22 protein-coding genes are annotated in these 26,759 nt (G+C 60.9%); 4 read left to right on the top strand and 18 right to left on the bottom strand.

Annotated elements, in window-relative coordinates:
* From G5358_RS11410 to rph, 9 genes are all read right to left on the bottom strand, one after another.
* Window positions 1-491 (bottom strand): thiol:disulfide interchange protein DsbA/DsbL (locus tag G5358_RS11410; RefSeq protein ID WP_421324118.1); only part of this gene is annotated, 491 nt, incomplete at its 3' end.
* Window positions 492-628: 137 nt separating this feature from the next.
* On the bottom strand, window positions 629-1,618 hold the full coding sequence (locus G5358_RS11405; RefSeq protein WP_111900981.1) for a serine/threonine protein kinase: 990 nt from the start codon (window positions 1,616-1,618) through the stop codon (window positions 629-631).
* A gap of 103 nt (window positions 1,619-1,721) precedes the next feature.
* Window positions 1,722-3,173: a cytochrome c oxidase accessory protein CcoG gene (gene ccoG, locus G5358_RS11400; RefSeq protein WP_421324117.1), complete on the bottom strand. Its 1,452-nt coding sequence runs from the start codon at window positions 3,171-3,173 to the stop codon at window positions 1,722-1,724.
* A gap of 155 nt (window positions 3,174-3,328) precedes the next feature.
* Complete coding sequence (locus G5358_RS11395; protein ID WP_005339598.1) at window positions 3,329-3,592, bottom strand: YihD family protein; 264 nt, start codon at window positions 3,590-3,592, stop codon at window positions 3,329-3,331.
* A gap of 30 nt (window positions 3,593-3,622) precedes the next feature.
* Window positions 3,623-4,777: a GGDEF domain-containing protein gene (locus G5358_RS11390; protein WP_005339596.1), complete on the bottom strand. Its 1,155-nt coding sequence runs from the start codon at window positions 4,775-4,777 to the stop codon at window positions 3,623-3,625.
* A 127-nt stretch (window positions 4,778-4,904) separates the two neighbouring features.
* The gene (gene cueR, locus G5358_RS11385) at window positions 4,905-5,294 is read right to left on the bottom strand and encodes a Cu(I)-responsive transcriptional regulator (protein ID WP_005356117.1); all 390 of its coding nucleotides are present in this window, start codon (window positions 5,292-5,294) and stop codon (window positions 4,905-4,907) included.
* Window positions 5,295-7,724 carry a heavy metal translocating P-type ATPase gene (locus G5358_RS11380; RefSeq protein WP_421324116.1) on the bottom strand — a complete coding sequence of 810 codons (2,430 nt, stop codon included), beginning with the start codon at window positions 7,722-7,724 and terminating at the stop codon, window positions 5,295-5,297.
* Window positions 7,725-7,904: 180 nt separating this feature from the next.
* Complete coding sequence (gene pyrE / locus G5358_RS11375; RefSeq protein ID WP_216952344.1) at window positions 7,905-8,558, bottom strand: orotate phosphoribosyltransferase; 654 nt, start codon at window positions 8,556-8,558, stop codon at window positions 7,905-7,907.
* A 75-nt stretch (window positions 8,559-8,633) separates the two neighbouring features.
* Window positions 8,634-9,350 carry a ribonuclease PH gene (rph, locus tag G5358_RS11370; RefSeq protein ID WP_005339589.1) on the bottom strand — a complete coding sequence of 239 codons (717 nt, stop codon included), beginning with the start codon at window positions 9,348-9,350 and terminating at the stop codon, window positions 8,634-8,636.
* Window positions 9,351-9,497: 147 nt separating this feature from the next.
* Here rph and G5358_RS11365 point away from each other — a divergent pair, with 147 nt between their 5' ends.
* Entirely contained in the window at window positions 9,498-10,361 is an 864-nt protein-coding gene (locus tag G5358_RS11365; protein ID WP_110304600.1) for a YicC/YloC family endoribonuclease, read from the top strand.
* Window positions 10,362-10,473: 112 nt separating this feature from the next.
* On the opposite strand, the gene G5358_RS11360 is transcribed toward G5358_RS11365, so the two are convergent.
* A complete protein-coding gene (locus G5358_RS11360) occupies window positions 10,474-11,379 on the bottom strand; it encodes a LysR substrate-binding domain-containing protein (RefSeq protein ID WP_042055364.1) in 906 nt (301 codons plus the stop codon).
* A 120-nt stretch (window positions 11,380-11,499) separates the two neighbouring features.
* Between G5358_RS11360 and G5358_RS11355 the strand changes: the two genes are divergently transcribed.
* Both G5358_RS11355 and fghA read left to right on the top strand, forming a co-directional pair.
* On the top strand, window positions 11,500-12,627 hold the full coding sequence (locus G5358_RS11355) for an S-(hydroxymethyl)glutathione dehydrogenase/class III alcohol dehydrogenase (RefSeq protein ID WP_421206291.1): 1,128 nt from the start codon (window positions 11,500-11,502) through the stop codon (window positions 12,625-12,627).
* A gap of 48 nt (window positions 12,628-12,675) precedes the next feature.
* On the top strand, window positions 12,676-13,512 hold the full coding sequence (gene fghA / locus G5358_RS11350; RefSeq protein WP_421324115.1) for an S-formylglutathione hydrolase: 837 nt from the start codon (window positions 12,676-12,678) through the stop codon (window positions 13,510-13,512).
* 50 nt (window positions 13,513-13,562) lie between these two features.
* On the opposite strand, the gene G5358_RS11345 is transcribed toward fghA, so the two are convergent.
* On the bottom strand, window positions 13,563-14,285 hold the full coding sequence (locus G5358_RS11345) for a head GIN domain-containing protein (RefSeq protein ID WP_421324114.1): 723 nt from the start codon (window positions 14,283-14,285) through the stop codon (window positions 13,563-13,565).
* A 363-nt stretch (window positions 14,286-14,648) separates the two neighbouring features.
* Between G5358_RS11345 and ovoA the strand changes: the two genes are divergently transcribed.
* Window positions 14,649-16,799 (top strand): 5-histidylcysteine sulfoxide synthase, encoded by a 2,151-nt coding sequence (ovoA, locus tag G5358_RS11340; protein WP_421324113.1) that lies wholly within the window; start codon window positions 14,649-14,651, stop codon window positions 16,797-16,799.
* Between the two features lie 79 nt (window positions 16,800-16,878).
* Here the strand turns inward: ovoA and G5358_RS11335 are convergent, their stop codons facing one another.
* From G5358_RS11335 to ebgR, 7 genes are all read right to left on the bottom strand, one after another.
* Entirely contained in the window at window positions 16,879-17,829 is a 951-nt protein-coding gene (locus G5358_RS11335; RefSeq protein ID WP_421206288.1) for a bile acid:sodium symporter family protein, read from the bottom strand.
* Between the two features lie 292 nt (window positions 17,830-18,121).
* Window positions 18,122-19,567, bottom strand: a complete 1,446-nt coding sequence (locus tag G5358_RS11330) for an amino acid permease (protein WP_421206287.1) — start codon at window positions 19,565-19,567, stop codon at window positions 18,122-18,124.
* Window positions 19,568-19,733: 166 nt separating this feature from the next.
* Window positions 19,734-20,072, bottom strand: a complete 339-nt coding sequence (locus G5358_RS11325; RefSeq protein WP_005342042.1) for a tRNA-binding protein — start codon at window positions 20,070-20,072, stop codon at window positions 19,734-19,736.
* 76 nt (window positions 20,073-20,148) lie between these two features.
* On the bottom strand, window positions 20,149-21,594 hold the full coding sequence (locus G5358_RS11320) for an amino acid permease (RefSeq protein ID WP_106553610.1): 1,446 nt from the start codon (window positions 21,592-21,594) through the stop codon (window positions 20,149-20,151).
* Window positions 21,595-21,697: 103 nt separating this feature from the next.
* A complete protein-coding gene (locus tag G5358_RS11315) occupies window positions 21,698-22,153 on the bottom strand; it encodes a beta-galactosidase subunit beta (protein WP_421324112.1) in 456 nt (151 codons plus the stop codon).
* Complete coding sequence (ebgA, locus tag G5358_RS11310) at window positions 22,150-25,224, bottom strand: beta-galactosidase subunit alpha (RefSeq protein ID WP_421324111.1); 3,075 nt, start codon at window positions 25,222-25,224, stop codon at window positions 22,150-22,152. Before ebgA ends, G5358_RS11315 begins: the two co-directional genes overlap by 4 nt.
* 321 nt (window positions 25,225-25,545) lie before the next feature.
* On the bottom strand, window positions 25,546-26,511 hold the full coding sequence (gene ebgR / locus G5358_RS11305; protein ID WP_421324110.1) for a transcriptional regulator EbgR: 966 nt from the start codon (window positions 26,509-26,511) through the stop codon (window positions 25,546-25,548).
* Between the last annotated feature and the right edge of the window lie 248 nt (window positions 26,512-26,759).

The following is a 26,759-nucleotide window of genomic DNA, read 5'->3' as shown; positions in this document are numbered from 1 at the left end:
TTGTAGCTCTCGGTGTTGCGATCGAACTGGGAGACCATGCCGGAGACGGCGAAGCTGTCGACGGCACCGTCGAACTCTTCAGCCGGTACGCCGTTATCCACGAAGATCTTCTTCACATCGTCACGGCTCATCGGCGGCTGACGCTGGGTGTGGATCTTGGTAAAGATGGCCGGAGTCAGCTTGGCTTCGGCATTGAGCAGGCTGGCAACGGCATAGGCGCGCTGCATCTCGGGGCCCATCTCGCGGCCGAGGAAGGCAACCGGGTTCTTCTTGAGGGGCACACCCTCTGGCAACCCGGCCTTCAACTGTTCAACGATCGGTTCGAAGGTAGCGCAGTGCGGGCAGTAGTAGGAGAAGAACTCCATCACTTCCGGCTGGGCACTGCCAGTCTGTTTGACCACATCGTAGTTGACGCCTTCCTTGAACTCGGGGGCGGCGTGAACCATGGGGATCATCAGCATGGCAGCAAGGAAAAATAGAACTTTTTTCATGATGTTTCCTGTTAAGGGATCACTGTGAGGCACGCCCGGCGAACCGAAGCAGTGCCAAGCCTATTGTTTCGCCATGCTGACGTCAATGGTCAGGGCCGGAGATCGAGTCCCGCTTGCCGCGCAAGATCCCTTCTATTTCACCAGTTTGGCATCAGACTCAACGGCGGTGCCTTCAGCGTTTCCAGCTGATCGTGCAGGGTCGCAATCTGTTGACGCCAATAGTGATCGGTATTGAACCAGGGGAAGTGACGGGGGAAAGCGGGATCTTCCCAGCGCCGTGCCAGCCACGCCATGTAGTGAACGATGCGCATCGCCCGCAGCGGCTCGATCAGCGCCAGCTCCCGCGAGTCGAACTCCATAAACTCCTCGTAGCCCGCCAGCAGGGTGTCGAGCTGGATCTGCTGCTCGTGGCGCTCGCCGCTCAGCATCATCCAGAGATCCTGAATCGCGGGGCCGGTGCGGCAATCATCGAGGTCGACAAACATGGGGCCATCGCGCCAGAGGATGTTGCCCGGATGGCAATCGCCATGCAGGGAGATCTGCGCCACATCCAGGGTCATGGCGTCGCTGACATGCTTGATCAGCTCGTCGAGTACCCCGAAGAATTGCTTCGCCAGCCCGCTTGGCAGCCACTCGCCAGACGCCAGCAGCTGACGCGGTTCATGCAGCATGCTCTCCACATCGAGCCTCACCCGATGGTGAAACGGCTTGCTGGCGCCGATCTGATGAATGCGACCGAGGAAACGCCCCACCCACTCAAGCTGGTCGAGATTATCCACCTCGAACTGGCGGCCACCGACGCTCTGCCAGATGGCAAAGGGGTAGCCCTCGTGCTCCAGCAGGGTCTCGCCCGCGAAGGCGAGCGGTGCAGCGACCGGGATCTCCGCCTCTGCAAGGCGGGTGGCAAACTCGTGCTCCTCGAGGATCTGGGCCCGGCTCCAGCGGCCGGGGCGGTAGAACTTCACCACATAGCGGCGACGATCCTCATCCTGAAACTGATAGACCCGGTTTTCGTAACTGTTGAGCTCGATAAGGCCGGAGTCGAGCCGCAGGCCACTGAGATCGAGCGCATCCATGATGAGGTCGGGATTGAGGTCGGAATAGTTGAAACGCATGTCATCCACCATAAGAAAGGGGCGCCGTTGCGCCCCATTCTATCACTACTGACCGGCATTGCCGTGCTCGCTGGTGACCGGATTATTGCCACGCCCGGCCCGCAATCACACGCAGTTACAACCGGCTGATAAACTTGCTGCCCTGGCGCAGGTTGCCCTTGCTGTCATCGGGCGCCGCCCCCTCCCGTTTCAGCACGAACTGGATATCCAGCGCCGGCCGTTTCAGGTTGTAGGGATCGACCGCCAGACTGACCGGCAGGGTGTAGATCTCGCCCGCCTTCAGGGTCACTTCACGGGGGCCGAACCACTGATACTCGGGCAAGCCCTCCACATCCAGCTGGTAGGTCTGGGACTGCAGGGTCTTGTTGAGGATCTTGAGGGTGTAGGTGTTCTCAATCAGCCCCTCGCTATTTTCGCGGAACAGCTGGTTGCGATCCCGCAAGATATCGAGCCCCATCGGCATGATGGACATGGCGTTGTAGACAAACACCCCCAGCATCACAGCCATCACCAGCCCGTAACCGATCAACTTGGGCCGCGCCACATGAGTGGAGTCGTTGGCCAGCTTGTGCTCGGTGGTGTAGCTGATGAGCCCTTTCGGGTAGCCCATCCGCTCCATGGTCTGGTCGCAGGCATCGACGCAGGCGCCGCAGTTGATGCACTCGTACTGCAGGCCATCGCGGATGTCGATACCGGTCGGGCAAACCTGCACGCAGAGATCGCAGTCGATACAGTCACCCAATCCCATCGCCTTGGGATCTGCCTTGCGGGAGCGGGCGCCACGAGTTTCGCCACGCTTGGTGTCATAGCCGACGATGAAGGTGTCCTTGTCGAACATGGCGGACTGGAAGCGGGCATAGGGGCACATGTGGATACACATGATGGCACGCATCCAGCCCGCGTTGCCGTAGGTGATGATGGTGAAGAAGATCACCCAGAACAGCACCCATCCGCTGGCCTGCAGAGTGAAGAGGTCCGGCACCAGTTCAGTTACATCCTGGAAGTAGGCGACGAAGGTCAGGCCGGTCACCAGCGAGATCGCCAGCCAGGCCAGATGCTTGGCTCCCTTGCGGGCCAGCTTCTCGCCGCTCCAAGGCGCCTCGTCCAGCTTGCGCCGCTTGTTGGCGGGCCCTTCCAGCTTCTCTTCAAACCAGATGAACATGAAGGTCCAGACCGTCTGCGGGCAGAGATAGCCACACCAGACCCGGCCGAGGAAGGTGGTAATAAAGAAGAGTCCAAAGGCGGCGATCATGAAGAGCCAGGCGAGCAGGGTCAGATCCTGCGGCCAGATGGTGGCGCCAAAGATATGGAACTGCTGGTGACCGAGGTCGAACAGCACCGCCTGTCGTCCCTCGTAGCGCAGCCAGGGCAGCAGCACGAAGAGGGCAACGAAGAACCAGCCCATCCCTTTGCGCACCCGCTGCCAGTAACCGGTCTGGGCCCGGACGTAGATACGGTTGCCGGGGTTGAATCTGTCATCGCTGGCTTTGAACGTATTGGGGTTGAAAGTCCCGGTTACGCTCTTGTCGGTGACATCCTTGATATCGATTTTCTCGTGATCGGCCATTGCAAGACATCGCTCCCTTATTTGTTATGGAGCGGATTATATCTTAAACAGCATGCTAATTGTGTGGATTAGATGTATCTAATATTGGGGTTGGATCGCAATTTTCGGCAACAAAAAAGCGCATCACCCCAAGGTGATGCGCTTCCGTTAAAGATTCACTTGATTCCGCGTGCCTTGAGCAGTGCCTCTTTGAAATCGGGCACATGATCCTTGGCCAGACCGGGGATCATCGCCTGCTTGTCGGATTCTCGCATCTTGAGGTGATAGATCAGCATGTCGTCGGTCAGCTCGGACAGAGGCCCTTCAAATCCCGCTTCTTGGGCCAGTTTGGCAACAAACTGCACCAGGCTGAGATCCTGTTCCTTGATCCAGGCAGGCTGCAACAACTCCAGCAGCTCTTCGATACGATGACATTGCATAGACAACCTCTTTAATCTGTCACGTTAAATTCAGGCAACCTTACCCATCAAGGCTACTTCGATTCGATCCCGCCCATTATGCTTGGCCTGATAGAGTGCCGCATCCGCTTTTTGGATCAAATCGGCGATTTTCATGCTGTTGTCCGGTATCAGTGTCGCAACACCAAAACTACATGTGACCCGACCGGAGACCAGTGACTTCTGGTGCGGGATAGCCAGCTCCTTGAGCGCCTGCCGCACATTGTCCGCCACCTGCAACGCCCCCTGCATGCCGGTGCAGGGCAGCAGCAGGGCAAACTCTTCACCCCCGTAACGAGCCGCCAGATCGTCCTCGCGCCGCTCCACCTCGGCCAGCAGCCCCGCAACCTGTTGCAAACAGTCATCCCCCAGCTGATGGCCGTAGAGATCGTTGAACTGCTTGAAGTAATCCACATCCACCAGCACCAGCGACAACGGCGCCCGGGCGCGATGGCAGCGCCGCCAGGCCCGCTCCAGAGAGTCGTCGAGATGGGCGCGGTTGGCGATGCCGGTCAGGCCGTCGAGGCGAGAGGTGAGACGCAAATGCTCGGAGACCGCCTTCAGCTCGGCCACCAGTTCGGCGTTGGAGAAACGGTGGTGGAGCGAGGCGATCTGATCCCGCCGCATCCGGCGCAACAGGGTCGGCAGAAAGACAAACAGATAGCCCGCCAGCATGCAGGAGACAATCCGCTCCTGCTCGTTGCCATTGCCAAGCTCGAACAGCATCGCCATGCCCAGCGGCAGGGCGGAACCATAGAGGGTACGGCGGCTGCCAAACAGCATGATGGCGCTGCCGGTCAGAATGAGGCTGGAGAGCATCATCATGGCGGCCCGGTAGGTATCGGGCAGTTTGTCCATGTAGAGCAGCACCCCGAGGGCCCAGATGATTGAGGTGATGGTGGCTCCGATAAAGAGCTCCCGCTCCAGCACCGGCAACGGCGTCTGGTGCAGGCGGGCTCGGCGCCAGCGCAGGTGCCAGCCCCGGCCCAACAGCCACAGGAAAGTGCCTGCCAGCCAACCGAGCGCTTCGATGGCGGGTAGATAGTCGTGAAACAGCAGACTCCAGCCAAATGCCAACACGCCCAAACAGGGGAGACTGAACGATGCATGGGTATAGAGCTGGGCCATAATGGCCTGCTTAACCTGGCGTGTCACACTCTGGGTCAACTGAGTACTCCTGTACAAGAGCCGAGCAGTCTACCATTACCCCCTGACCCGCAACAATAAAGCGCCGCTTATTAAGAAGTTAATCAATCAATAACGATTTCTTCTGCGCTGGCAGGTGAGTCCTTGCTCACCCCTTCTCCAATTCGTCGAGGATCGGGCACTCGGGATTTTCATCCCCGTGGCAGCAGCAAACCAACCCTTCCAGGGAGGTAAGCATGGCCTGCAGCCCGGCGATGCGGGCGCGCAGATCGACGATCTTCTCCTGCGCCAGCTTCTTCACCTGAGCACTGGTTCTGTGCTCGTCCCGATAGAGCGCCAGCAGCTCCTGACACTCCTCCAGATTGAAGCCGGTCTCCCGCGCCCGCTTGACGAAACGCAGCTCCCGCAGCGCCCCCTCGGTGTAACTGCGATAGCCGTTGTCACTGCGTACCGGGGCTGTGATGAGGCCAATGCTCTCGTAATAACGGATGGTCTTGGCGGTCAGCCCAGTGGCCTTGGCAACCTTGCTGATGTTCATTTATGCCTCCTTACTGATCGGGTTGGATGCTGGCCCGTGCGCCGCCCTGGGCTGCCAGCGTTTCAATAACAGGGAATTGCTCAAAACAGTGATGCTGCTCAGGGCCATGGCCGCCCCAGCCAGCTCGGGACTCAGGTAGCCCAGTGCCGCCAGCGGAATACCGATGATGTTGAACACGAAGGCCCAGAACAGATTCTGCTGTATGGTGCGCCAGGTCGCCGCCGAGATATCGATGGCATCGGCCACCAACCGCGGGTCAGATCGCATCAGGGTGATGGAAGCGGTCTCCATCGCCACATCGGAGCCGGAGCCCATGGCGATACCGACATCTGCCGCCGCCAGCGCCGGAGCGTCGTTCACCCCGTCCCCCACCATGGCCACCAGCCCGCGGGTTTGAGCCCGCAGCGCCTCCACTTTCTCCACCTTGCCCGCTGGCAGCACGGAGTCAAAGGCCCCGTCCAGCCCCAGCTTGGCGGCGATATGGGCCACCGGCGCCGGTGCATCGCCGCTCACCAGCCAGCTGGCGATGCCGCGCTGACGCAGAGTGGCGATGGCTTCCGGACTCTCGGGGCGCAGGGTATCGGCCAAAGCGGCGATACCAACCACAGCACCGTCGATGGCAACCCAAACCCGGGTCGCCCCATCGGCGGCTTGTTCATCCTGTTGCGGCATTTCAATCTCGAGCTGGGCCAGCAGGGAGCCATTGCCGATAGCGACCCTATGGCCCGCCACCTGACCGACAATACCGGCACCGACCCGCACCTCCACCGCTTCCGGCTGGGGCAATACCGCCTCTTTGCCGACCGCCTCGCGCATGGCCAGCGCCAGCGGATGTTCGCTCGCCTGCTGCAGGGCGGCGGCCAGATGCAACTGCTCGTCATTGCCGCTCCAGCTGGCCAGTACAGGCTTACCCTGAGTGAGCGTGCCGGTCTTGTCGAAGATCAGCGCCTTGATGGCGTGGGCCTTCTGCAAGGTATCCACATCCTTGATCAGGATACCGTGGCGCGCCGCGACGCCGGTGCCGGTGACAATGGCCGCCGGTGTGGCCAGCCCCAGCGCACAGGGGCAGGCGATCACCAGCACCGCCACCGCTGCCAGCAGCGCCTGACCGAAGTCGTTGCTGATGGCGTACCACACCAGCAGGGTGAACAGGGCGATGGCCATCACCACCGGTACGAACACGGCGGAAACCTTGTCCACCAACTGTTGCAGCGGCGCTTTGCCCATCTGGGCACTCTCCACCAGTGCGATGATCTTGCTGAGGCTGGAATCTTCTCCCACGGTAGTGGCTTCGATCTCCAACACACCGGAGCGGTTGATGGCGCCGCCCAGCACCTTGTCGCCCTCGCCGCGCGGCACCGGCAGGCTCTCGCCGGTGAGGATCGACTCGTCCAGCTCGCTGGCTCCGCTCAGGATTTTGCCGTCCACCGGCACCCGCTCACCCACCAGCACCCGCAGCCGATCGCCACGCAGCACCTCGTCGATGGCGACGCTCTGCCAGCTCTCGCCACGCCAGACGGTGGCGGTTTCCGGCCGCAGCGCCATCAGTTCGCGAATGGCGGACTGGGTGCTGCGGCGGGCTCTCGCCTCCAGCAGTTTTCCCAACGAAATCAGGGTAATGATGATGGCGCTCGCTTCGAAGTAGAGCTTGCCGCTGGCAGCCATCCCCAACGTCAGCAGCAGATAGAGGCTGTAGAAGTAGGCCGCACTGGTGCCGGTGGCCACCAGCACATCCATATTGGCTGCGCGGTTCTTGATGGCGAGCCAGGCGCCGCGATAGAAACGGGCCCCGATCCAGAACTGCACCGGGGTGGCGAGCAGCAGCTCCAACCAGGCGGGCAGATGCCAGGGGAACAGTCCAGCCATGGCCAGCATCCCCACCAGCAGCGGCAGGGTGAGCAAAGCCGAGATGATGACCCGGGTCTGCGCCTGACGGGCTGTGGCGGCCTCCTGCACTTCCCGCTCCAGCAACTGCTGGCGGCGGCCGCTGGCCGAACCCTTTGCCAGCTGGGCGCCAAAGCCGAGCGCCTCGATCTGCTCGCGCAAAGCGGCGGGCGTCTGCATCCCGGGGACCAGTACGATCCGGGCCTGCTCGATAGAGAAGTTGACCTCGGCCGAGATAACGCCGGGCAGCGCGGCCAGCATCTTGTTCAGCCGAGCCGAGCAACCGGCACAGGTCATGCCGGTGATTTGAAACTGGATGGTCTCGCTGCCGTAGTCGTAACCCTGACTCTTGATGCTGTCGAGCACCGCAGGCAGGCGATCGGGGCTGGCCAGCTCGATGGCAGCCTGCTCCAGCGCGAAGTTGACGGTGGCCGATACCCCGTCGAGTTTGTTGAGACTGGCTGCGATGCGGCCTGCGCAGTTGGCGCAGCTCATGCCGCTGAGCGGCAATTGCAGATGAATGGGTGATTGAAGATGAGTGGTCATGTTGTTCCTCCCCGGAACCCGTCGGCACCACAAAACGCCGACTGGCAAACCCTAACCTTTACTGTAAGGGTAAACTCAAGCCACATGATCCACTTTTTGCAGATGAAAAAAACGGCGCCCGTTTGCTGCCAGAGAGCCAACGGGCGCCGCCTTCAACTATTGTGCGGTGTGAACTGCGACTCAGATACCGTACTGGGCGCGGTAAGCCTTCATGGCAGCCAGTTGCGCCGCCAGATCCGGCTGCTCGGCCTGCTTCTCTTCCAGATAGGCAATCAGGTCGCTCATCTGAATGATGGCGATGATGTGGGCGCCGTAGTCACGCTCCACCTCCTGAATGGCGGAGAGCTCGCCCTTGCCCTTCTCCTGACGGTCCAGCGCGATCAGCACGCCCGCCAGCGAGGCGCCGTTGGCCTGGATCAGATCCATGGATTCACGGATGGCGGTGCCGGCGGTGATAACGTCGTCCACCAGCATGATGCGCCCCTTGAGCGGGCTGCCCACCAGATTGCCACCCTCGCCGTGATCCTTGGCCTCCTTGCGGTTGAAGCACCAGGGCACATCCACATCGTGTTGCTCCACCAGCTGCACGGCGGTGGCGGAAGCGATGGGGATCCCCTTGTAGGCCGGGCCAAACAGCACATCGAACTCGATGCCGGCATCCATCAGGGCGGCGGCATAGAAGCGGCCGAGACGGGCCAGATCGCGGCCGCTGTTGAACAGACCGGCGTTGAAGAAGTAGGGGCTTTTACGACCGGATTTCAGGGTAAATTCACCGAATTTGAGAACCTGTTTCTCCAGGGCGAACTCGATAAATTGACGCTGGTAGGCTTTCATTCTGGCTCCTTGCTTGGCTTGTCGTTGTCTTGTGTGGGGGTATAAAAAAACGCGGTCAATGCCGCGTTTTTAAAATCAGGAGAGCGACTGCTTCTGCAGCGCAATGATGTCGGCGATGCCGCCCTTGGCGAGCGCCAGCATCTCCAGCAGCTCTTCATGGGTGAAGGGCTCGGCCTCCGCGGTGCCCTGCACCTCGATGATGCGACCATCTTCGGTCATCACCACGTTCATGTCGGTCTCGGCGGCGGAGTCTTCGATGTACTCCAGATCGCAGATGGCTTCGCCCTGATACATGCCGACGGAAACGGCGGCGATCATCTGCTTGAGCGGACTCTGCTTGATCATGCCCTTCTCCACCATCCAGTTCAGCGCATCCACCAGCGCCACACAGGCACCGGTAATGGAGGCGGTGCGGGTGCCGCCATCGGCTTGCAGCACGTCACAGTCAACTGTGATGGAGTGCTCGCCCAGCGCAGTCAGGTCTACCGCCGCGCGCAGGGAGCGGGCGATCAGACGGGAGATCTCCAGAGTACGGCCACTCTGCTTGCCGGAGGCCGCTTCGCGGTTCATCCGGGAGTGGGTGGAGCGCGGCAGCATGCCGTATTCGGCAGTCACCCAGCCCTGATTCTTCCCTTTCAGGAAGCGCGGCACGCTGGTGTCGACGCTGGCGGTGCAGAGCACGCGAGTGTTACCGAACTCCACCAGCACTGAGCCTTCTGCATGTTTGGTGAAATTGCGGGTAATGGTAACCGGGCGAAGTTGCGCGGCACTGCGATCGCTTGGACGTGACATGGAACGGACCTCTGGGCTGGCTCAAATTGGCGGGGGATTATAAGTGATCCCGCCCCAAATATCAGCCGCTAAAACCACGGCATCGGCTGACGAGCAGGGCCGGGCTGAGTATACTGGCCGCACACTTCATCAAGCCCGGAACAATCAATGATTCACAGCATGACCGCCTACGCCCGCAAGGAATTCAAGGGCGACTGGGGCACAGCCGTTTGGGAAATTCGTTCGGTAAACCAGCGCTATCTGGAAACCTACATTCGCCTGCCGGAGCAACTGCGCAGCCTGGAGCCGGTACTGCGTGAGCGTTTTCGCGCCAAGCTGCAGCGCGGCAAGGTGGAGTGCAACCTGCGTTTCGAAGCCGCTCAAGCAGATGCAAAGCAGCTGCATATCAATGAAGAGCTGGCCAAGCTGATCATCGACAGCGCCAGCTGGGTAATGAAAGAAGCGGGCCAGGGCCAGCTCAATCCTGTCGACGTGCTGCGCTGGCCGGGGGTCATGGCTGCCGCCGAGCAGGACATGGACGCGGTCGCCACCGAGCTGCTCGGCGGTTTTGACCAGACCATGGAAGATTTCCTCGCCTCCCGCGCCAGCGAAGGGGCCAACCTCAAGGCGCTGATCGAACAGCGTCTGGCCGGTATTCAGGTGGAAGTGAAGAAGGTGCGCGTCCACCTGCCGCAGATCATCGAATGGCAGCGCCAGAAGCTCACCGACCGTCTGGCCGAAGCCAAGGTCGAGCTGGACCCGGCCCGCATCGAGCAGGAGATCGTGCTGCTGGCCCAGAAGATCGACGTGGCCGAAGAGCTGGATCGTCTGGAGATGCACATCAGCGAGACCAACAAGATCATGAAGAAGGGTGGCGCCTGTGGTCGTCGTCTCGACTTTATGATGCAGGAGTTCAACCGCGAGTCGAACACCTTGGGCTCCAAGTCCATCAATGCCGAAGTGACCCAGTCCGCCGTCGAGCTGAAAGTCCTTATCGAGCAGATGCGCGAGCAAATTCAGAACATCGAGTGATGCATCGCTGACTATCCGGTTGTTACCTGCAAAAGAGCCCTTGATTCCTCAAGGGCTCTTTTATTTTCAGGCCATGAGATTTCCACCAGTGAGCCAACGAGCGAGAGAAGCCCTAGCCTATCGGCATCACCAGCGCCGGTTGGTGAGGGTCGCTCAGCCGCTCGGCGAGGTAGTCCACCAGCAGCCGTACCTTGGGGGAGAGGTGGCGGTTATGGGGATAGAGGGCCCAGATCCCCTCGGCCGGCGCCCGCAGCTCGGGCAGCAGCTCGATCAGCTCGCCTCGGGCCAGATGGTCGCTCACATAGTAGTCCGGCAACTGGATGATGCCGATCCCCTTGAGCGCCGCATCCAGCAGAGCGTGGCCACTGTTGCACTGCAACAATCCGCGCACCCGCACGCTGTGGGGGCGGCCATCCAGGGTGAAGTGCCACTCGTCGCTGTTGCCCACCAGACAGGTGTGGCGGGTCAGCTCGGAGAGGCTGTTGGGCATGCCGTGGCGGGCGGTGTAAGCCGGTGAGGCACAGACATAGGGCACCCGCTGTGCCAGCTTGCGCGCCACCAGCGTCGAATCCTTGAGATGGCCGAGCCGCAGCGCCAGATCGTAGCCCTCGTGCACCAGATCCAGCAGCTGGTTGGTGAGATTGAGGGTCACCTCCAGCTGGGGGAAACGCACCATGAAGTCATTCACCAGCGGGGCGATGCGGCTCTCGCCGTAGGAGACGGGTGCCGTGATGCGCAGGGTGCCTTGCGGCACGGCCTGATGGCGCCCCACCGCCAGTTCAGCCTCGTAGAGGTTGTCGAGCAGCTGACGGCAGTGGCGATAGTAGATCTCGCCAAGTTCAGTGAGCCGCACCTGACGAGTAGTGCGCAGCAGCAGCTTGGCCTGCAGCCGATCTTCCAGCTGTGCCACCTGCCGGCTGACTTGCGCCACCGACACCCCCAGCTTGCGCGCCGCCGGGGTAAAGCCCCCCTGCTCCGCCACGCTGACAAATTCACAGATCCCTTCCCAGCCGAACATTATTACCTGTGTGTAAAAGTGATTTGAGATTTGCCCTCATTATCACCAAATCGGCGGGAAACTACACTGACTGTCCGAACTCATCTCTGTTCACCCTGCTCAACAAGAAGGATGTCATTCATGGCACAGGTTCAAAGCATCAAGTGTAAAGCCGCCATAGCCTGGGGCCCGGGCCAGCCCCTCTCCATCGAAGAGATCGAGGTCATGCCGCCCCAGACGGGCGAAGTGCGGGTGCGCATCGTCGCCACCGGCGTCTGCCACACCGATGCCTTCACCCTCTCAGGTGAAGATCCGGAAGGGGTCTTCCCCTGCATCCTCGGTCACGAGGGGGGCGGCATCGTCGAATCCGTCGGCGAGGGCGTCACCAGCGTCAAGGTGGGCGATCACGTGATCCCGCTCTACACCCCCGAGTGCGGCGAGTGCAAATTCTGCAAATCCGGCAAGACCAACCTGTGCCAGAAGATCCGCGCCACTCAGGGCAAGGGGCTGATGCCGGACGGCACCACCCGCTTCTCCAAGGATGGCCAGCCCATCTATCACTACATGGGCACCTCCACCTTCAGCGAATACACGGTACTGCCGGAGATTTCCATCGCCAAGGTGGACCCGGCCGCCCCGCTGGAAGAGGTCTGTTTGCTCGGCTGCGGCGTCACCACCGGCATCGGCGCCGTGATGAACACCGCCAAGGTGAAAGAGGGTGAGAGCGTCGCCATCTTCGGGCTGGGCGGCATTGGCCTCTCCGCCGTGATCGGGGCTCGCCTGGCCAAGGCCGGCCGCATCATCGCCATCGACATCAACGAGAGCAAGTTCGAGCTGGCCCGCAAGCTGGGCGCCACCGACTGCATCAACCCGAACGACTATGACAAGCCCATCCAGGAGGTGATCGTCGAGCTCACCGACGGCGGCGTCGACTTCTCGTTCGAGTGCATCGGCAACGTCAAGGTGATGCGCGCGGCGCTGGAGTGCTGCCACAAAGGCTGGGGCGAGTCGGTCATCATCGGCGTGGCCGGCGCCGGCCAGGAGATCAGCACCCGCCCGTTCCAGCTGGTCACCGGCCGGGTCTGGCGCGGCAGCGCCTTCGGCGGCGTGCGTGGTCGCAGCGAACTGCCGAGCTACGTGCAGCGCTACATGCAGGGCGAGTTCAAGCTGGACGACTTCATCACCCACACCATGGGGCTTGAGCAGATCAACGAGGCGTTCGATCTGATGCATGAAGGCAAGAGCATCCGCACCGTCATCCACTACTGAGCATGATCACCCCGCCCGCCATCGTGGGCGGGGTGCAGGAGTCCTTCGATGAATCTGGAGATTATCAGCAGCAACAAGAGCTTCGGCGGCTGGCACAAGCGCTATCGCCACAACGCCAGCGTGCTCGGCTGCGAGATGAATTTTGCCATCTATCTGCCGCCTCAGGCCCTCACCGGCCAGAAAGTGCCGGTGCTCTACTGGCTCAGTGGCCTCACCTGCACCGATGAGAACTTTATGCAGAAGGCGGGTGCCCAGCGTATCGCCGCCGAGCTGGGCATAGCACTGGTGGCGCCGGACACCAGCCCCCGCGGTGACGGCGTAGCGGACGACCCCAGTTATGACCTCGGCATGGGAGCTGGCTTTTACGTCAATGCCAGCCAGAGTCCCTGGCAGGCGCACTACCAGATGTATGACTACGTCACCCGCGAACTGCCTGACTTGATAGAGACCCACTTCCCGGTCTCGACCCGCCGCGCCATCAGCGGCCACTCCATGGGCGGTCATGGTGCGCTGATCGCCGCGCTGCGGGAGCCGGGTCGCTACCGCTCGGTGTCGGCGTTCAGCCCGATCTGCCACCCGAGCCGCTGCCCCTGGGGCCAGAAGGCGCTCGGCGCCTACCTCGGCAGCAATCCCTTGTTGTGGCAGGAGTGGGATGCCTGCCAGCTGCTGCGCCACCAGCCGGTCACGTCGCTGCCCACCCTGGTGGATGTGGGACTGGATGATCCCTTCCTCGCCGAGCAGTTGCATATCGATGCGCTGGCCGAAGTGGCCGCCAGCAAGGGGTGGCCGCTGGAGCTCAACCGCCACGAGGGCTATGACCACAGCTACTACTTCGTGGCGAGCTTTATCGAGGCGCACCTGCGCTTTCACGCCCGCCACCTCTGATCAACACAGGCCCGTGACGGGCCTGTTTCAGTTGTGGTGATCGGTTGGCTTCAGCTGCCCGCTCGGGTCACTCCGCCGGAGCCTGCGATCTGCTGCTCCACCTTGGGATCGCCCCAGTAGGCGATGTTGCCTGAGCCGGCGATGCCGACTTTCAGCGTCTCCTGCGCCCGTACCGCCACATCACCACTACCGGCGATATTGACCTCTACCTCGTTGCCGCGCATCTCGCTCCCGAGCACGTCGCCAGATCCGGCAATGTTCAGCTCGATGGCCTGCGCCGAACCGCTGCCCAGCTCCAGACTGCCGGTGCCAGCGATATTCCCTTCCAGCCGTTTCAGCTCCAGCTGACTGGCGACGATGTCACCGGTACCGGCCACCGACAGCACCAGCTCATCGCCCTTGAAGCCGCTCAGATCGCCGTTGCCGGTCCCGGCCAATGCCAGTTCGTTCAACACCGGCAAGGTGATGGTCAGCTCCAGCGGCTCGGTAGGATCGAGCCGGTAACCCTCCTTCACCTCGATCTCCAGCTTGTCGCCGCTCTCGGTCAGCTCCAGATAGGGCAGCAGGTTCTCCTGCCCCTTGCTCAGGATGCCGCGCGGCTCCCCCGCTACCAGATGGAGGGAGGCAGGCACCCCCGCCAGCACCCGGGTCACCCCGTCACCGAGCCCCTGCTGGCGCTCGACCACAGCCCCCGTTCCGGTCACTCTGGTCTGATCCAGCCAGTGACAACCACTGAGCCCTGCCATCAACATGACAACCATCATCCATTTCATCGCTACTCTCCTCCTTATGTGTTGGCCATCCAGGGCCAATTGGTTTTCATGCTCTGCAAAGCGTGAGCCAAAAATTAACCTAATGATTCAAAAGGAAATAACTTTTTCACCCAGAACAGAACGAAGAATTTAGAGAGCCATTTAGACCATATTTTGGTGAAAATAACCATTCTCGAACGGATATGATTGTGGCTGATTGGCGGGTCGTCCTGCCGGTCACTATGCTGACAGCCCGTGGAAGTTTTTAATTGCCCTGCCGGTCTGTTGAGCCAATAGTGGTACTTCGTGCGTACCAAGCTCTCCATTGCGGTAATGTCATTACCACTGTCTTGTCAGTCTTCACTGCCAACAAGGAGCCAGAGCGTGACCCAAGCAAGCCCTCTCTATGCCACCGCCACCGGTCTGCCGGAACCGACTCTCACCCCGCTGTTGACCGGCAGCGATCCCGAGCAGAAACGGCGCGAACTGCTCGCCTACTTCTGCCAGACCTTCGATCTCTACGACTCGCTGTTCGACTGTCTGGCCGATGAGCGGGCCTGGTTCAACAAGGCGATCCCGCTGCGCCACCCGCTCATCTTCTACTACGGCCACACCGCCGCCTTCTTTATCAACAAGCTGCTGGCGGCACGCCTGATCGATCAGCGGCTGGATGCCCGCATCGAGGCCATGGTCGCCATAGGGGTGGACGAGATGAGCTGGGACGATCTGGACGAGACCCACTACGACTGGCCCAAGGTCACCGAGCTGCGCAGCTATCGGGCCAAAGTCCGTTCGCTGGTGTGCGATTTTATTCGCCAGATGCCGCTCACTCTGCCCATCGACTGGCAGAGCCCGGCCTGGGTGATCCTGATGGGGATAGAGCACGAGCGCATCCACCTCGAAACCTCCAGCGTGCTCATCCGCCAGTTGCCGCTCGCCTGGGTGCGGCCGCAGCCTTATTGGCCCGCCTGCACTGAAGCCCGCCACCACATTGATCAGGTGCCCGCCAACAGCCTGCTGCCGGTGGCTGGCGGCAAGGTGCGCCTTGGCAAGCGGGACGCCACCTACGGCTGGGACAACGAATATGGCGAGCGCCAGATCGAGCTGGCCCCGTTTCAGGCCAGCCGCATGCTGGTGAGCAATGCCGAGTACCTCGCCTTCGTCCAGGCGGGCGGCTACGGCCAGCAACAGTGGTGGGATGAGGAAGGCTGGGGTTGGTGTCAGTATGCCAGGGCGCAGATGCCCACCTTCTGGGTGGGTGATTCCCCCAAGCCCGAACAACTGCAGCTGCGGCTGATGACCGAGCAGGTCGCCATGCCCTGGGACTGGCCGGTCGAGGTGAATCAGCTGGAAGCGGCTGCCTTCTGCCGCTGGAAGGCGGCCCGGACCGGACTCCCCATCCAGCTGCCGAGCGAGGCGGAATGGATGCTGCTGCGCGAGCAGCTACCCGGCGATCAGCCGGACTGGACACAGGCCCCCGGCAATATCAATCTGGCACGTTTCGCCTCCTCCTGCCCGGTGGATGCCTGCCCGCAAGGGGAGTTCTTCGATCTGGTGGGCAATGTCTGGCAGTGGACCAGCACCGCCATCGATGGCTTCGACGGCTTTAAAATCCACCCGCTCTACGACGACTTCTCCACCCCCACCTTTGATGGCAAGCACACCCTGATCAAGGGCGGCAGCTGGATCAGCACGGGTAACGAAGCGCTCAAATCATCCCGTTACGCCTTCCGGCGTCACTTCTTCCAGCATGCGGGTTTCCGCTATCTGGTCTCCCGTTATCAGGAACCCGTTATCGTGAATCCCTATGAAACCGACACGCTGGTCGCTCAGTACCTCGACTTCCAGTACGGCCCGAGCCACTTCGGGGTAGCCAACTACGCCAAGACGCTTGCGGATCTTGCTGGCGAGCTGTGCAGCAACCACCAGCGGGCGCTGGATATCGGCTGTGCCACCGGCCGCGCCAGCTTCGAACTGGCCCGCCACTTCCAGCATGTGGACGGGGTGGACTACTCGGCCCGCTTCATCGATGTGGCGCTGGCCCTCGCCAGCCAGGACAGTTTCCGCTACGCCATTCCGCTGGAGGGTGAACTGGTGGAGTATTGCGAGGCACGCCTGTCGAGCCACGGGCTGGGGGCGAGCCAGGCGGAGCGCATCCACTTCAGTCAGGGGGATGCCTGCAACCTCAAGCCCAAATATGACCACTACGATCTGGTGCTCGCCTCCAACCTCATCGATCGGCTGCGGGAGCCCGCCCGCTTCCTGCGGGATATCGCCCCCCGGCTGCGCAGCGGTGGCCTGCTGGTGCTCACCAGCCCCTATACCTGGCTGGCGGAATATACCCCGCCCGCCAACTGGCTCGGCGGCATTCGCGAAAACGGCGAGGCGCTCACCACCTATCAGGCGCTGCAACGGCTGCTGGCGGCGGAGTTCGAGGAGCACTGCCCGCCCCGGGATGTGCCCTTCGTCATCCGCGAGACCGCCCGCAAATACCAGCACACGGTGGCGCAGCTCACCGTCTGGCGCAAACGCTAATCCGCCGAGCGGCATTCAGATGAAAAGAGGGAGGCCAACGGGCCTCCCTCTTGTTATGGCAATCAAAACAGCGCGAGTATCAATGCCCCTGCTCGTGATAGCGGCGTGCCAGCACGGCGCAGACCATCAGCTGGATCTGGTGGAAGATCATCAGCGGGAGCACCATCACCCCGACGCTTGCGGCCGGGAACATGACGTTGGCCATCGGCACCCCGTTGGCGAGGCTCTTCTTGGAGCCGCAGAAGACGATGGTGATCTCGTCCGCCTTGTCGAAGCCGAGGCGACGACTGATCCAGACGTTCCAGCAGAGCACCAGCGCCAGCAAGACGCAGCTCAGCAGCACGATACTGGCCAGATCGTACCAACCTACTTGATGCCAAATCCCCTGCACCACCGCCTCGCTGAAGGCGACATAGACCACCAGCAGGATGGAGCTCTGATCCAGCTTGCCGATGAGCGGACGATGGCTGTCGACCCAGCGACCGATGAGTGGACGCGACAGGTGGCCCACCACGAACGGCAGCATCAGCTGCATCATGATGGACTGGATGGAGTGCCAGGTGTCGATCCCCTCCCCCTGTACGTGGATCATCATCCCCACCAGCACCGGCGAGAGAAAGATACCGAGGATGCTGGAGGCCGAGGCGCTGCACACCGCCGCCGACACATTGCCGCCAGCCATGGAGGTAAAGGCGATAGCCGACTGCACGGTGGCAGGCAGAGCGCAGAGATAGAGGAAGCCAAGGTAGATGGCCGGGCTCAGCCAGCTCGGCACCAGCGGGGTGAGCAGCAGCCCGAGCAGCGGAAAGAGCACGAAGGTGCTGAGCATCACCACCAGATGAAGCCGCCAGTGACCGAGACCTGCCAGCAGGTTCTGGCGCGACAGCTTGGCGCCATGCATGAAGAACAGGAGCGCCACCGCCAGCTTGGTCAGCAGACCGAACCAGACAGCCACCTGCCCCTCGCAGGGAAATAGGGAGGCCAGAGTGACCACCGTAATCAGCACAACAGTAAAGGGATCCAGACGCACGAAAGGTCTCCATCAGAAGGGCATCCTGCAGCCATGGCGACAGTCAGGATTGGGGAGGACAAGAAACAGAGCGGGAGATGTCTGGCACCTCCCGCTAAAACGAATCTCCAGCTTACCCCGATAACGGAGAGGCGCAACGTTGTGCAGCGGTTAATTGTTCATCAATGCTTAACGCCTTTGCTTTGTCGAATAGCGGAAGTTGCTGACCCGCAGCCAGATAGCGCCAAACCGCGGCTAAATGGATAAAAAACGGGCGACCAAGGCCGTCCGTCTCGCTTTTTCGTTCTGCCGATCAGTGCTGGCTGGCCAGCTTGCCGTTGCCGGTTTTCTTCTCATTGCCGGCGAGCTTGCGAGCCTGCCGCTTCTCGAAGCGGGAGATCCACCAGTAGGCCAGCGCCGAGAAGACCGCTGTCATAAAGACGTTGATGAAGAAGGCGCGCACCAGATCCACCCCGGCCGGGAAGGCGGAGGCGCTCATGCTCACCACGAAGATGGCGATCAGCACCGACACTACGCACATCCCGAACTTGCGCGACCCCATGCGGAAGTCACGGGGGGTATCGTCATGTTTCCAGCGGAACACGAAGTAGGCCACCATGATGAAGATCGGCGGCAACATGGCGGTGCCGGCGGTGAGGTTGATGGCGGTGTTCATCATCTGCTGCACCGACTCGGAACCGAAGCCGTTGACCACCAGCATCACGAACACAAAGGTAAACTGCCACCAGGCGGCGCGCACCGGCACGCCGTGCTCGTTGAGCTGGGTGGTCTTCTCGCCGTAAACCCCCTGCGGGATCTCGGAGAAGTGGATCTTCACCGGCGCCGAGGTCCACATCATCATGGAACCAAACATGGCGATAAACAGCACCACGCCGACGAAGCGGCCCACCAGCGCCTCGGAAAGCCCGAAGTACTGGGCCATGCCAGTGAAGATCTCCACCATGCCGCCGGCATAGGTGAGGCTCTCGCGCGGCACGAACACGTTCACCAAAAGGGAACCGACCGCATACATGGCACCGATGACGATACCCGCACTGATGATCACCTTGATAAAGGACTTCTGGCCGCCCTTGACATCATTGAGGTAGGCCGCTGCGGTCTCGGCACCGCCCGCCGCCTGGAAGATCCAGCACATGATACCCAGCGTTGCCCAGTTGACTGTGGGAGTCATCGCCTCCAGCGTGATGGGCTGGGCCGGCACATGATCGCCACTCAGGGCCATCAGGGCGCCCAGCACATAGATGGCGAACAGGGCAAACACACCGTAGGCCACGATCTCGGCAATCTTGCCGAGCCAGCTCGCCCCCTTGGTGGAGATGTGGGTCGCCGCCGCAAACAGCACGATGGAGATGATCGAGGTGACCATTGGCGAGAAGCTGTACTCATAGCCCAGCATGGCGTAGGAGGCGTAGGCGATGACGTTGGGCAGCAGGGAGACAAACCAGAACAGGTTCACGAACCAGTAGAGAAACGAACCCAGATAGGCCATCCGGGTGCCGAGCGGTTTTTTAAGCCAGTCGTACATCCCCGACTCGGAGTTTTTGTTGGCCGAAACGAACTCGGCGATGATGAAGACGAACGGGATGAAGTAGACGAGGGTCGCCAGCAGGAAGATGGGGGCGGAGCTGAGCCCCAGCTCGATGTTGTTGTTGACGATGTTGCGCACGTTGAACACGGCGGCAAAGGTCATCGACAACAGGGCAAACTTGCCTATGGTGCCGCGTACGGATTCAGACATGGTGTCCTCCAGTGGACTTGCGCTCCCTGCGGGTAACGCTGTGACTCTGTGATGTGTTTGGCAAGGGTCTGTCGGCCCCGCGCTTTACTCTCTTGTTATGATCGGGCCGCGTGGACGGCCTCGTTGCTGAACCGGTACCGTCTCCCGCACCGGCTCGCAATACCATTCAGACGATCGGGGTGCCCGGCGCCATCGGCACCCGCGGTTGCAACAGCACGCTCTGGCTCTCGTCCGGGGTCTCGGCGCAGAGCAACATGCACTCGGATCGCTCGCCGCGCATCTTGGTGGGCTTGAGGTTGGTCAGTACCACCACCTCGCTGCCCATCAGCTCCTCTTCGCTGTAGTAGGGCACCAGACTGGTGACAGTCTGCAGCGGCCGCTCGCCACCCACATCGATCTGGACGATGTAGAGTTTGTCGGCACCGGGGTGACGCACCACCTCCAGCACCTTGCCCACCTTCATCTCGACCCGTTTGAATTCGGCAAACTCGATCGTCTCGCTCATGCTCTTTTCCTTTTCTGGTTCAACGGTTTGCGGGTGGCCAACGGCCACCCGGTTTGATTGGGAGTCAATGCAGTGGCTATGGTGTCTGCATGGCAACCTGCGCCGTCGGCTGGGCCTCTTTCGCGCGTGCTTCGGCGCTGAGGGAGGCTTCGTAGCGGTTGTACTTCCACCAGGCGAAGCCGAGGAAAATCACGATCCCGCCGACGTTGTAGAAGATGATGGTCATGATGTCGGCGCCGGTCGGGAAGGTGGAGGCGAGGAAGCCCACCGAGAAGATGGCGATCAGCACCGAGACCACGGCGATACCGGTGGTGCGCGAACCCATCTTGAACTCCCGCGGCAGGTGGTCGAGCTTCAGCCGCAGATTGAGGTAGGCCAGCATGATGAACAGCGGCGGCAACATGGAGGCGGCAGCGGTCATGTTGATGACGGTGTTCATCAGATCCTGCGCTGTGTTGGAGCCCAGAGTCGGGATCACCATCAGCGGCAGCACGATGAGGTACTGGATCCAGGCGGCCCGGGCGGGCACGCCGTTCTCGTTGAGCTCGACCGTCTTCTTGCCGAAGATGCCGGCCGGGATCTCGGAGAAGAAGATCTTCACCGGGGTCGCCGTCCACATCAGCAGGGAGCCGAACATGGCGGTGAAGGAGACCAGACCGACGAAGCGGTTCATCAGGATCTCCGGCAGGCCGAAGTAGGCTGCCAGCCCCTCGAACACCTGCACCGAGCCGCCGGTATATTTCAGGGTATCGCTGTGGACGAACACGTTGATCAACAGCGATGCGATGGAGTAGAGCACCCCGATAAAGATCCCGGCGACGATGATCACCTTCACGAAGGATTTGGAGCCCCCTTTCACGTCATTGACGTAGACCGCCACCGACTCGGCGCCACCGGCTGCCATAAAGATCCAGGTGGTGATGCCGAGGAAGGCCCAGCTGAAATCGGGGATCATCGCCTCTACCGTGATGGGGTCGGCCGGTTGCACACCGCCCACCAGTGCCGCACCTGCCAGCAGAATGTAGGAGAGGGTCAGCAGCAGCATCAGGGACGAGGTCACCGAGGTGATGGGGCCGAGCATCTTGGCGCCGTTGGTGGAGACGTAGGTGGCAAAGGCAAACAGCACCATGCTCAATGCCGTGGTCGCCACCGGGGTGAGAATGTACTCATAGCCGAGGAAGGCATAGGAGGCGTAGGCGATGACCCGCGGCAGCAAGGAGGTGAAGAAGAAGAGGTTCACGAACCAGTAGGTGTAGGCGGAGATAAAGGCCCAGCGACCGCCGAGGGAGCTCTTCACCCAGGCGTAAACCCCCGCTTCGGAGTTCTTATTCAGTGACACAAATTCCGCAATGATCAGGCAGAACGGAATGAAGTAGAAAATGGTGGCCAGAAAGAACATCGGGGCCGAGGCCAGACCGATTTCGATGTTGTTGTTGATGACGTTGTTGAAGCTGAATACCGCCGCGAAGGTGAGCGACAGCAGACCAAACTTGCCTATCGTATTGCGTTTGGAATCAGACATGGTGCATCTCCAGACCTGTAGTTATTGCCGCGAAAGGGCGGGGCGTGGGTTGTAGGGTGAGCCCCGCCCTTCCGGCTTTTATCAGTGCAGAACCGGCGGCTTGTTATTTGTTCTTGAAGTAGCCGCCTTCGACGGTGACCTTGATGATCACCTTGCGCACCGGCCCGTCGCCGACAAACCTGTAAGCCTCGTCGTTCTCGAAGATCACCACCTGACCCTTGCCCACCTGCTGGCGCTCACGCACCTCACCGGCCAGCCACTCGCGGTCTGTGGTGTCGTCATAAGCCTGCTCGACCGCCAGCTCCGATTTGGGGGCCCACTCCACCGTCTCTGCTCCTTCCAGGTAGTAGTGAACGTCGAAGTAACGGCGCTGCCCCTCGAACAACGAGGCGGCCGGGCTGGCCCCCTCCTGCAAGCGATAGGTGAGGGAGTCACCGATGGAGTGGCAGATGCCGGGTTTGAGGTTTGGCAGGTTGTTGATGGCCTCCACGCAGCGGCCCCACTTCTTGCCCTCCCGGTAGATGTTTTTGAACAGGGTCAGGTTGTCCAGGGTGATCATGCGAGGTTCCTCCCGCCGTTGATGGTGAGATCGAGCCCGGCCAGCGCAGCCGGATTGAGGTTGCCGCGAGCGATGGGCAGCAGGGTCAGGCCGAAGCTGAATGGCTCGAAGCGCACCCGCCAGGAGTCCAACACCTCGGAGCCCCAGGAGTTGGAACCCAGCCCCAGTACCTTGTGATCCAGATTGAGGGTGAGATAACCACTCGACTCCAGCTCATTGATGTGCTGCGCCGCGTGGATATGCTCCCAGCTGTAGGGCCAGACGCTCAGATTGATGGGGGCATCGGGCCGCACGTAGAGACCGCCGCCGTGGCGGTTGGTCAGGGTCGCCCAGCGCACCTGCTGGCGGTTGCCGTTGTCCTGCGGGAAGGGGTAGTGCTCCCACATCTCGCTGACTGTGCTCTGGAAGCTGTCGATCCAGTTGCTCTGGCGGCTGTCCTGATAGTTTTCGCCCGGCCCCATGCCGTAGTAGTGCACCCGGTCGAGATCCTGACGAATGCCCAGCTCGAAGCCGATCTTGGGGATGATGTCGTCATAACCGCCGTAGGGCTGACCGGAGAGGGCCACGTGCAGCTGACCGTTCGGGCTCAGGGTGTAGACGTAGCAGCAGCGCATACCGAAGTCGAACACCGGCGGCGCGATCAGGCTCTCCACCGTCACCTCGACCGCATCACCCAGCTGGCGCCAGCTCAGAGTGCGGAAGTGCTCCTGCATGATCTGCAGGTGGTTCGGGTGCCACAGGCTCTCATACTCCTGCTTGTGGTTGTCGATCATCGGCTTGAAGAAGGTGAGGCGCGGCGAACGCTCGATGAGCTCGATACCATCCTGCTGCCAGCTCACCAGCTTGCCGTCGAAGCGCGAGAAGCGCAGGGCGAAGCCGCTACCGCTCAAGGTCAGGTCAAGCCGTTCGTCGGCAATCTGCAACGGGGTGGCGTTGGGATTGGCAAAGGGCTGCAGCTGGCGAGTCGATGCCTTCAGCTGGAACTGGTACTGGCCCAGCTCGTGCTCCGCCGCGCTGTAGCGGGTGGCGGTGGCCTTGATGACCCGCAGCTGGACGAAGGTTTCCCGCCCATCGAGGGATGGCAGTTCGAGTTGCAGCTCAGTAGTGGCACCGGGATCAATCCCTTCCAACCGGATTTGCTGGCTGGCCAGCAGTTCGCCTTCGGCCTTCACCTCGACCAGCAGGCGGATGTCGTCGAGATTGGAGAACCAGTAGCGGTTTTCCAGCTCAAGCCGGCCGCTCGCCAGATCCAGTGCCCGCACCTTGACCGGGCAGATCACCTGCTTGTATTCGCGCAGGCCCGGCCCCGGGGTCTGATCCGGATAGATGAGGCCATCCATGCAGAAGTTGTAGTTGTTGGGGTAGTCGCCGTAGTCACCGCCGTACTTGTAGACGGGGCGGCCCTGCTCGTCCTGATCCAGAATGCCGTGATCGCACCACTCCCAGATGTAGTGACCCTGAATGTGGGGATGGCGGTCGAACACCTGCTGGTATTCGCTGAGGCCACCCGGGCCGTTGCCCATGGCGTGGGCGTATTCGCAGAGGATTCGCGGCTTCTCCATCGGGAACTCGCCGAAGCAGTTCATCTGGGAGACGCGGGAATACATGGTACTGACCACGTCCACTACCTCGGCATCGCGATCCTCTTCGTAGTGCACCAGCCGGGTCGGGTCGATCGCCTTACAGCGCTGGTACATGGCTCTGATGTTGCAGCCGTAGCCGGACTCGTTGCCCAGCGACCAGATGATGATGGAGGGGTGGTTCTTCTGGGCGTGAACGTGGCGCTCGATGCGATCCACGAACACCGGCTCCCAGAAGGGGTCGTCGGTGATGCGGCTGAGATCGCCGACGTTGGAAAAACCGTGGGTCTCCACGTCGGTCTCCGCCATCACGAACAGACCGTACTGGTCGCACAGCTCGTAGAAGCGCGGGTCGTTCGGGTAGTGGGCGGTACGTACCGAGTTGAGGTTGTGCTGCTTCATCAGCACGATATCGCGTTCAACACGATCCATGCCGACCGCACGGCTCTTGAGATGGTCGTTGTCGTGGCGGTTCACCCCGTGCAGCTTGAGGTAGTGACCGTTGACGTAGAAGAGGCCATCTTTGACCTTGATTTCACGCACCCCGACCCGCTGCGGGATCACTTCCAGCAGCTCGCCCTGACCGTTGTAGAGGGAGAGTTGCAGCTGATAGAGGTAAGGATCTTCGGCACTCCACAGATGGGGGTTGGCCAGATCCAGCGTGAAGCGGCAATCACACTTGCCATCGATGGCGAGATGATCGAGCGAGCCGTTGGCGATCTCGCAGCTCTGATCCAGCAGCGACCAGACCAGACGGTGATCACAGGCAGCCGCCCCCAGATTCTCCAGCTGTATATCGCAGCTCAGGGTAGCGCTCTGATTGTCATCGGCCAGCGCGGTGCGGATGAAGAAGTCCTGCACATGGGCGGCCGGTTTGCCCACCAGATAGACGTCGCGGAAGATCCCCGCCATCCACCACATGTCCTGATCTTCGATATAGGTGGAGTCCGCCCACTGCATCACCCTTACCGACAGCAGGTTCTCGCCAATGTTGGCGTAGGCACTGATATCGAACTCGGCGGTGAGACGGCTCCCCTTGCTGAAACCGACGTAGTGGCCGTTCACATAGACCTCGAAGTAGGTCTCCACCCCGTCAAACTTGATGATTACCTGCTCGCCGTCCCAGGCTGGGCTCAGCGTGAAGCTGCGCTGATAGGCACCGGTGGGGTTGTTGGTCGGCACGAAGGGGACGTCGATGGGGAAGGGAAAACCTTCGTCGGTGTACTGCAGCTGGCCATGCCCTTCCATCTGCCACATGTTGGGCACGGTGATCTGGCCCCATTCGTTCATGGGGCTGTGATAGAAGGCCTCCGGCACCTGCAGGGGGTGGTCGAAGTAGTGGAACTGCCACTGGCCGCTAAGGCTCAGAAAACGGCGGCTCAGCTCGCGCTGCATGGTGGCCGCCAGCGCGTGGTCGGCATAAGAGAAGAAGTAGGCACGCGGAGCCAGCCTGTTTTCACCAACGAATTGGACGTTTTCCCAGTTATTCACATGTCCTCCCGGAACAAGGCGACTTTGACTGGGTAAACTCTAGATAAACATTTACTAAATATCAGTTTTGTATTGGTAAAGTTTTAACCTGATCACAATGCATGGATGGTTTTGTGAGCGAGATCAGAGGCGGGAGATAAAGGAGAGCAAGCTATAGAGGAGTGGCATGGATGTTGATAATAGCTGGCTGAACTGGAATAAAATCAACTATAAAACAATATGATATGACGTCGTGGGATGATATGGGAAGGCGGTTTGCTTGGGAGAGGTGTCGCACCACCGCAAGATGGTGCGAATAAAAGATGGAATGTTTTACTAAAACTATCGAGTGGTACCGCGCAGGGTGAGCTTGCTCGGCACGAGCACCCGCAGCGGGATATCCCGCTCGTCCCGCAGCCGTTCAACCAGCAGGTTGACCCCCTGGGAGCCCATCAACTCGGAGTGGATCCGCACCGTGGAGAGCGGCGGGAAGGTGAACTTGGCGGTCGGAATATCGTTGACGCTGATAAGCTCGATCTGCTGGGGAATCGCCAATCCTTTTTCATGGATGGCACGCAGCACACCGATGGCGATGGAGTCGGAGGCAACGAACAGCGCCCTGGGCCAATCTCCCGCCAGCATCTCTTTGGCCAACTTGTAGCCGGAGGCGCTGGAGAAATCTCCGCGATAGAGGTCGTTCTCCTGCACCACACCAAGGCGCTGACCGTAGTCGAGGAAGGCCAGCTCGCGCAGATCCGGATTCTCATCCTGGCCACCGATATAACCGATGCGCTGGTGTCCCTGAGCGATAAAATAATCCACCACTTGCTGGCTGATCAGGGCGAGATCCACATCGACCGAGTCGAACTCTCCCTGTGAACGGCAGTCGACAAACACCAGCTGGCTGGAACAAGCCCTTAGCTGGACGAGACGTTCGGCTGTGAGTGTGCCGACCACCAGAATGCCATCCGCGGCGCTCAATTCACGCCCTTCACCACAGTTGTAGAGATGGGTCAGCTCGATATTGAGGCGGGCACTCTGGGTCTCGATGCCATAACGGATGGCGAGATAGTAAGGATCGTTGACCTCGGTACTCTGGGGATAGGCATAGACCACCAGAAAGTGCAGCTTGCTCTTGTGTACCCCCTTGCGGGCGCTGCTGGTCTTGTACTCCAGCCGCTCGGCAATTTCGAAGATCCGCTGCTTGGTCTCTTCCTTGACGCTCAGGCTGGGATCCTCGTTCAGTACCCGGGATACCGTCGCGAGAGAAACCCCCGCTTCCTGTGCAATTTCCTTCAACGTAGCCATCAATACCTCGCTGGCAGCATCACGTGTTAATCGGTAACGGCTAAAGAGTAACGGGCAATCCCTTGATAGCCCAGCACTTTTACTAAAATGCCGGCGACGGTGCAGATTTTTGGAACGCAGAAATGCAAAAAGGCCTCCCGAATGGGAGGCCTCTTCTAAATAGGTGCCTGACAGTGTCCTACTCTCGCATGGCGAATGCCACACTACCATCGGCGCTACCGCGTTTCACTTCTGAGTTCGGCATGGGA

This window comes from Aeromonas sp. 604176, from assembly GCF_049170755.1.
In the GTDB taxonomy this organism is placed as follows: domain Bacteria; phylum Pseudomonadota; class Gammaproteobacteria; order Enterobacterales; family Aeromonadaceae; genus Aeromonas; species Aeromonas veronii_A.
Note: the sequence above shows the minus strand (reverse complement) of the source record. Positions and strands in the feature narration are given on the sequence as shown.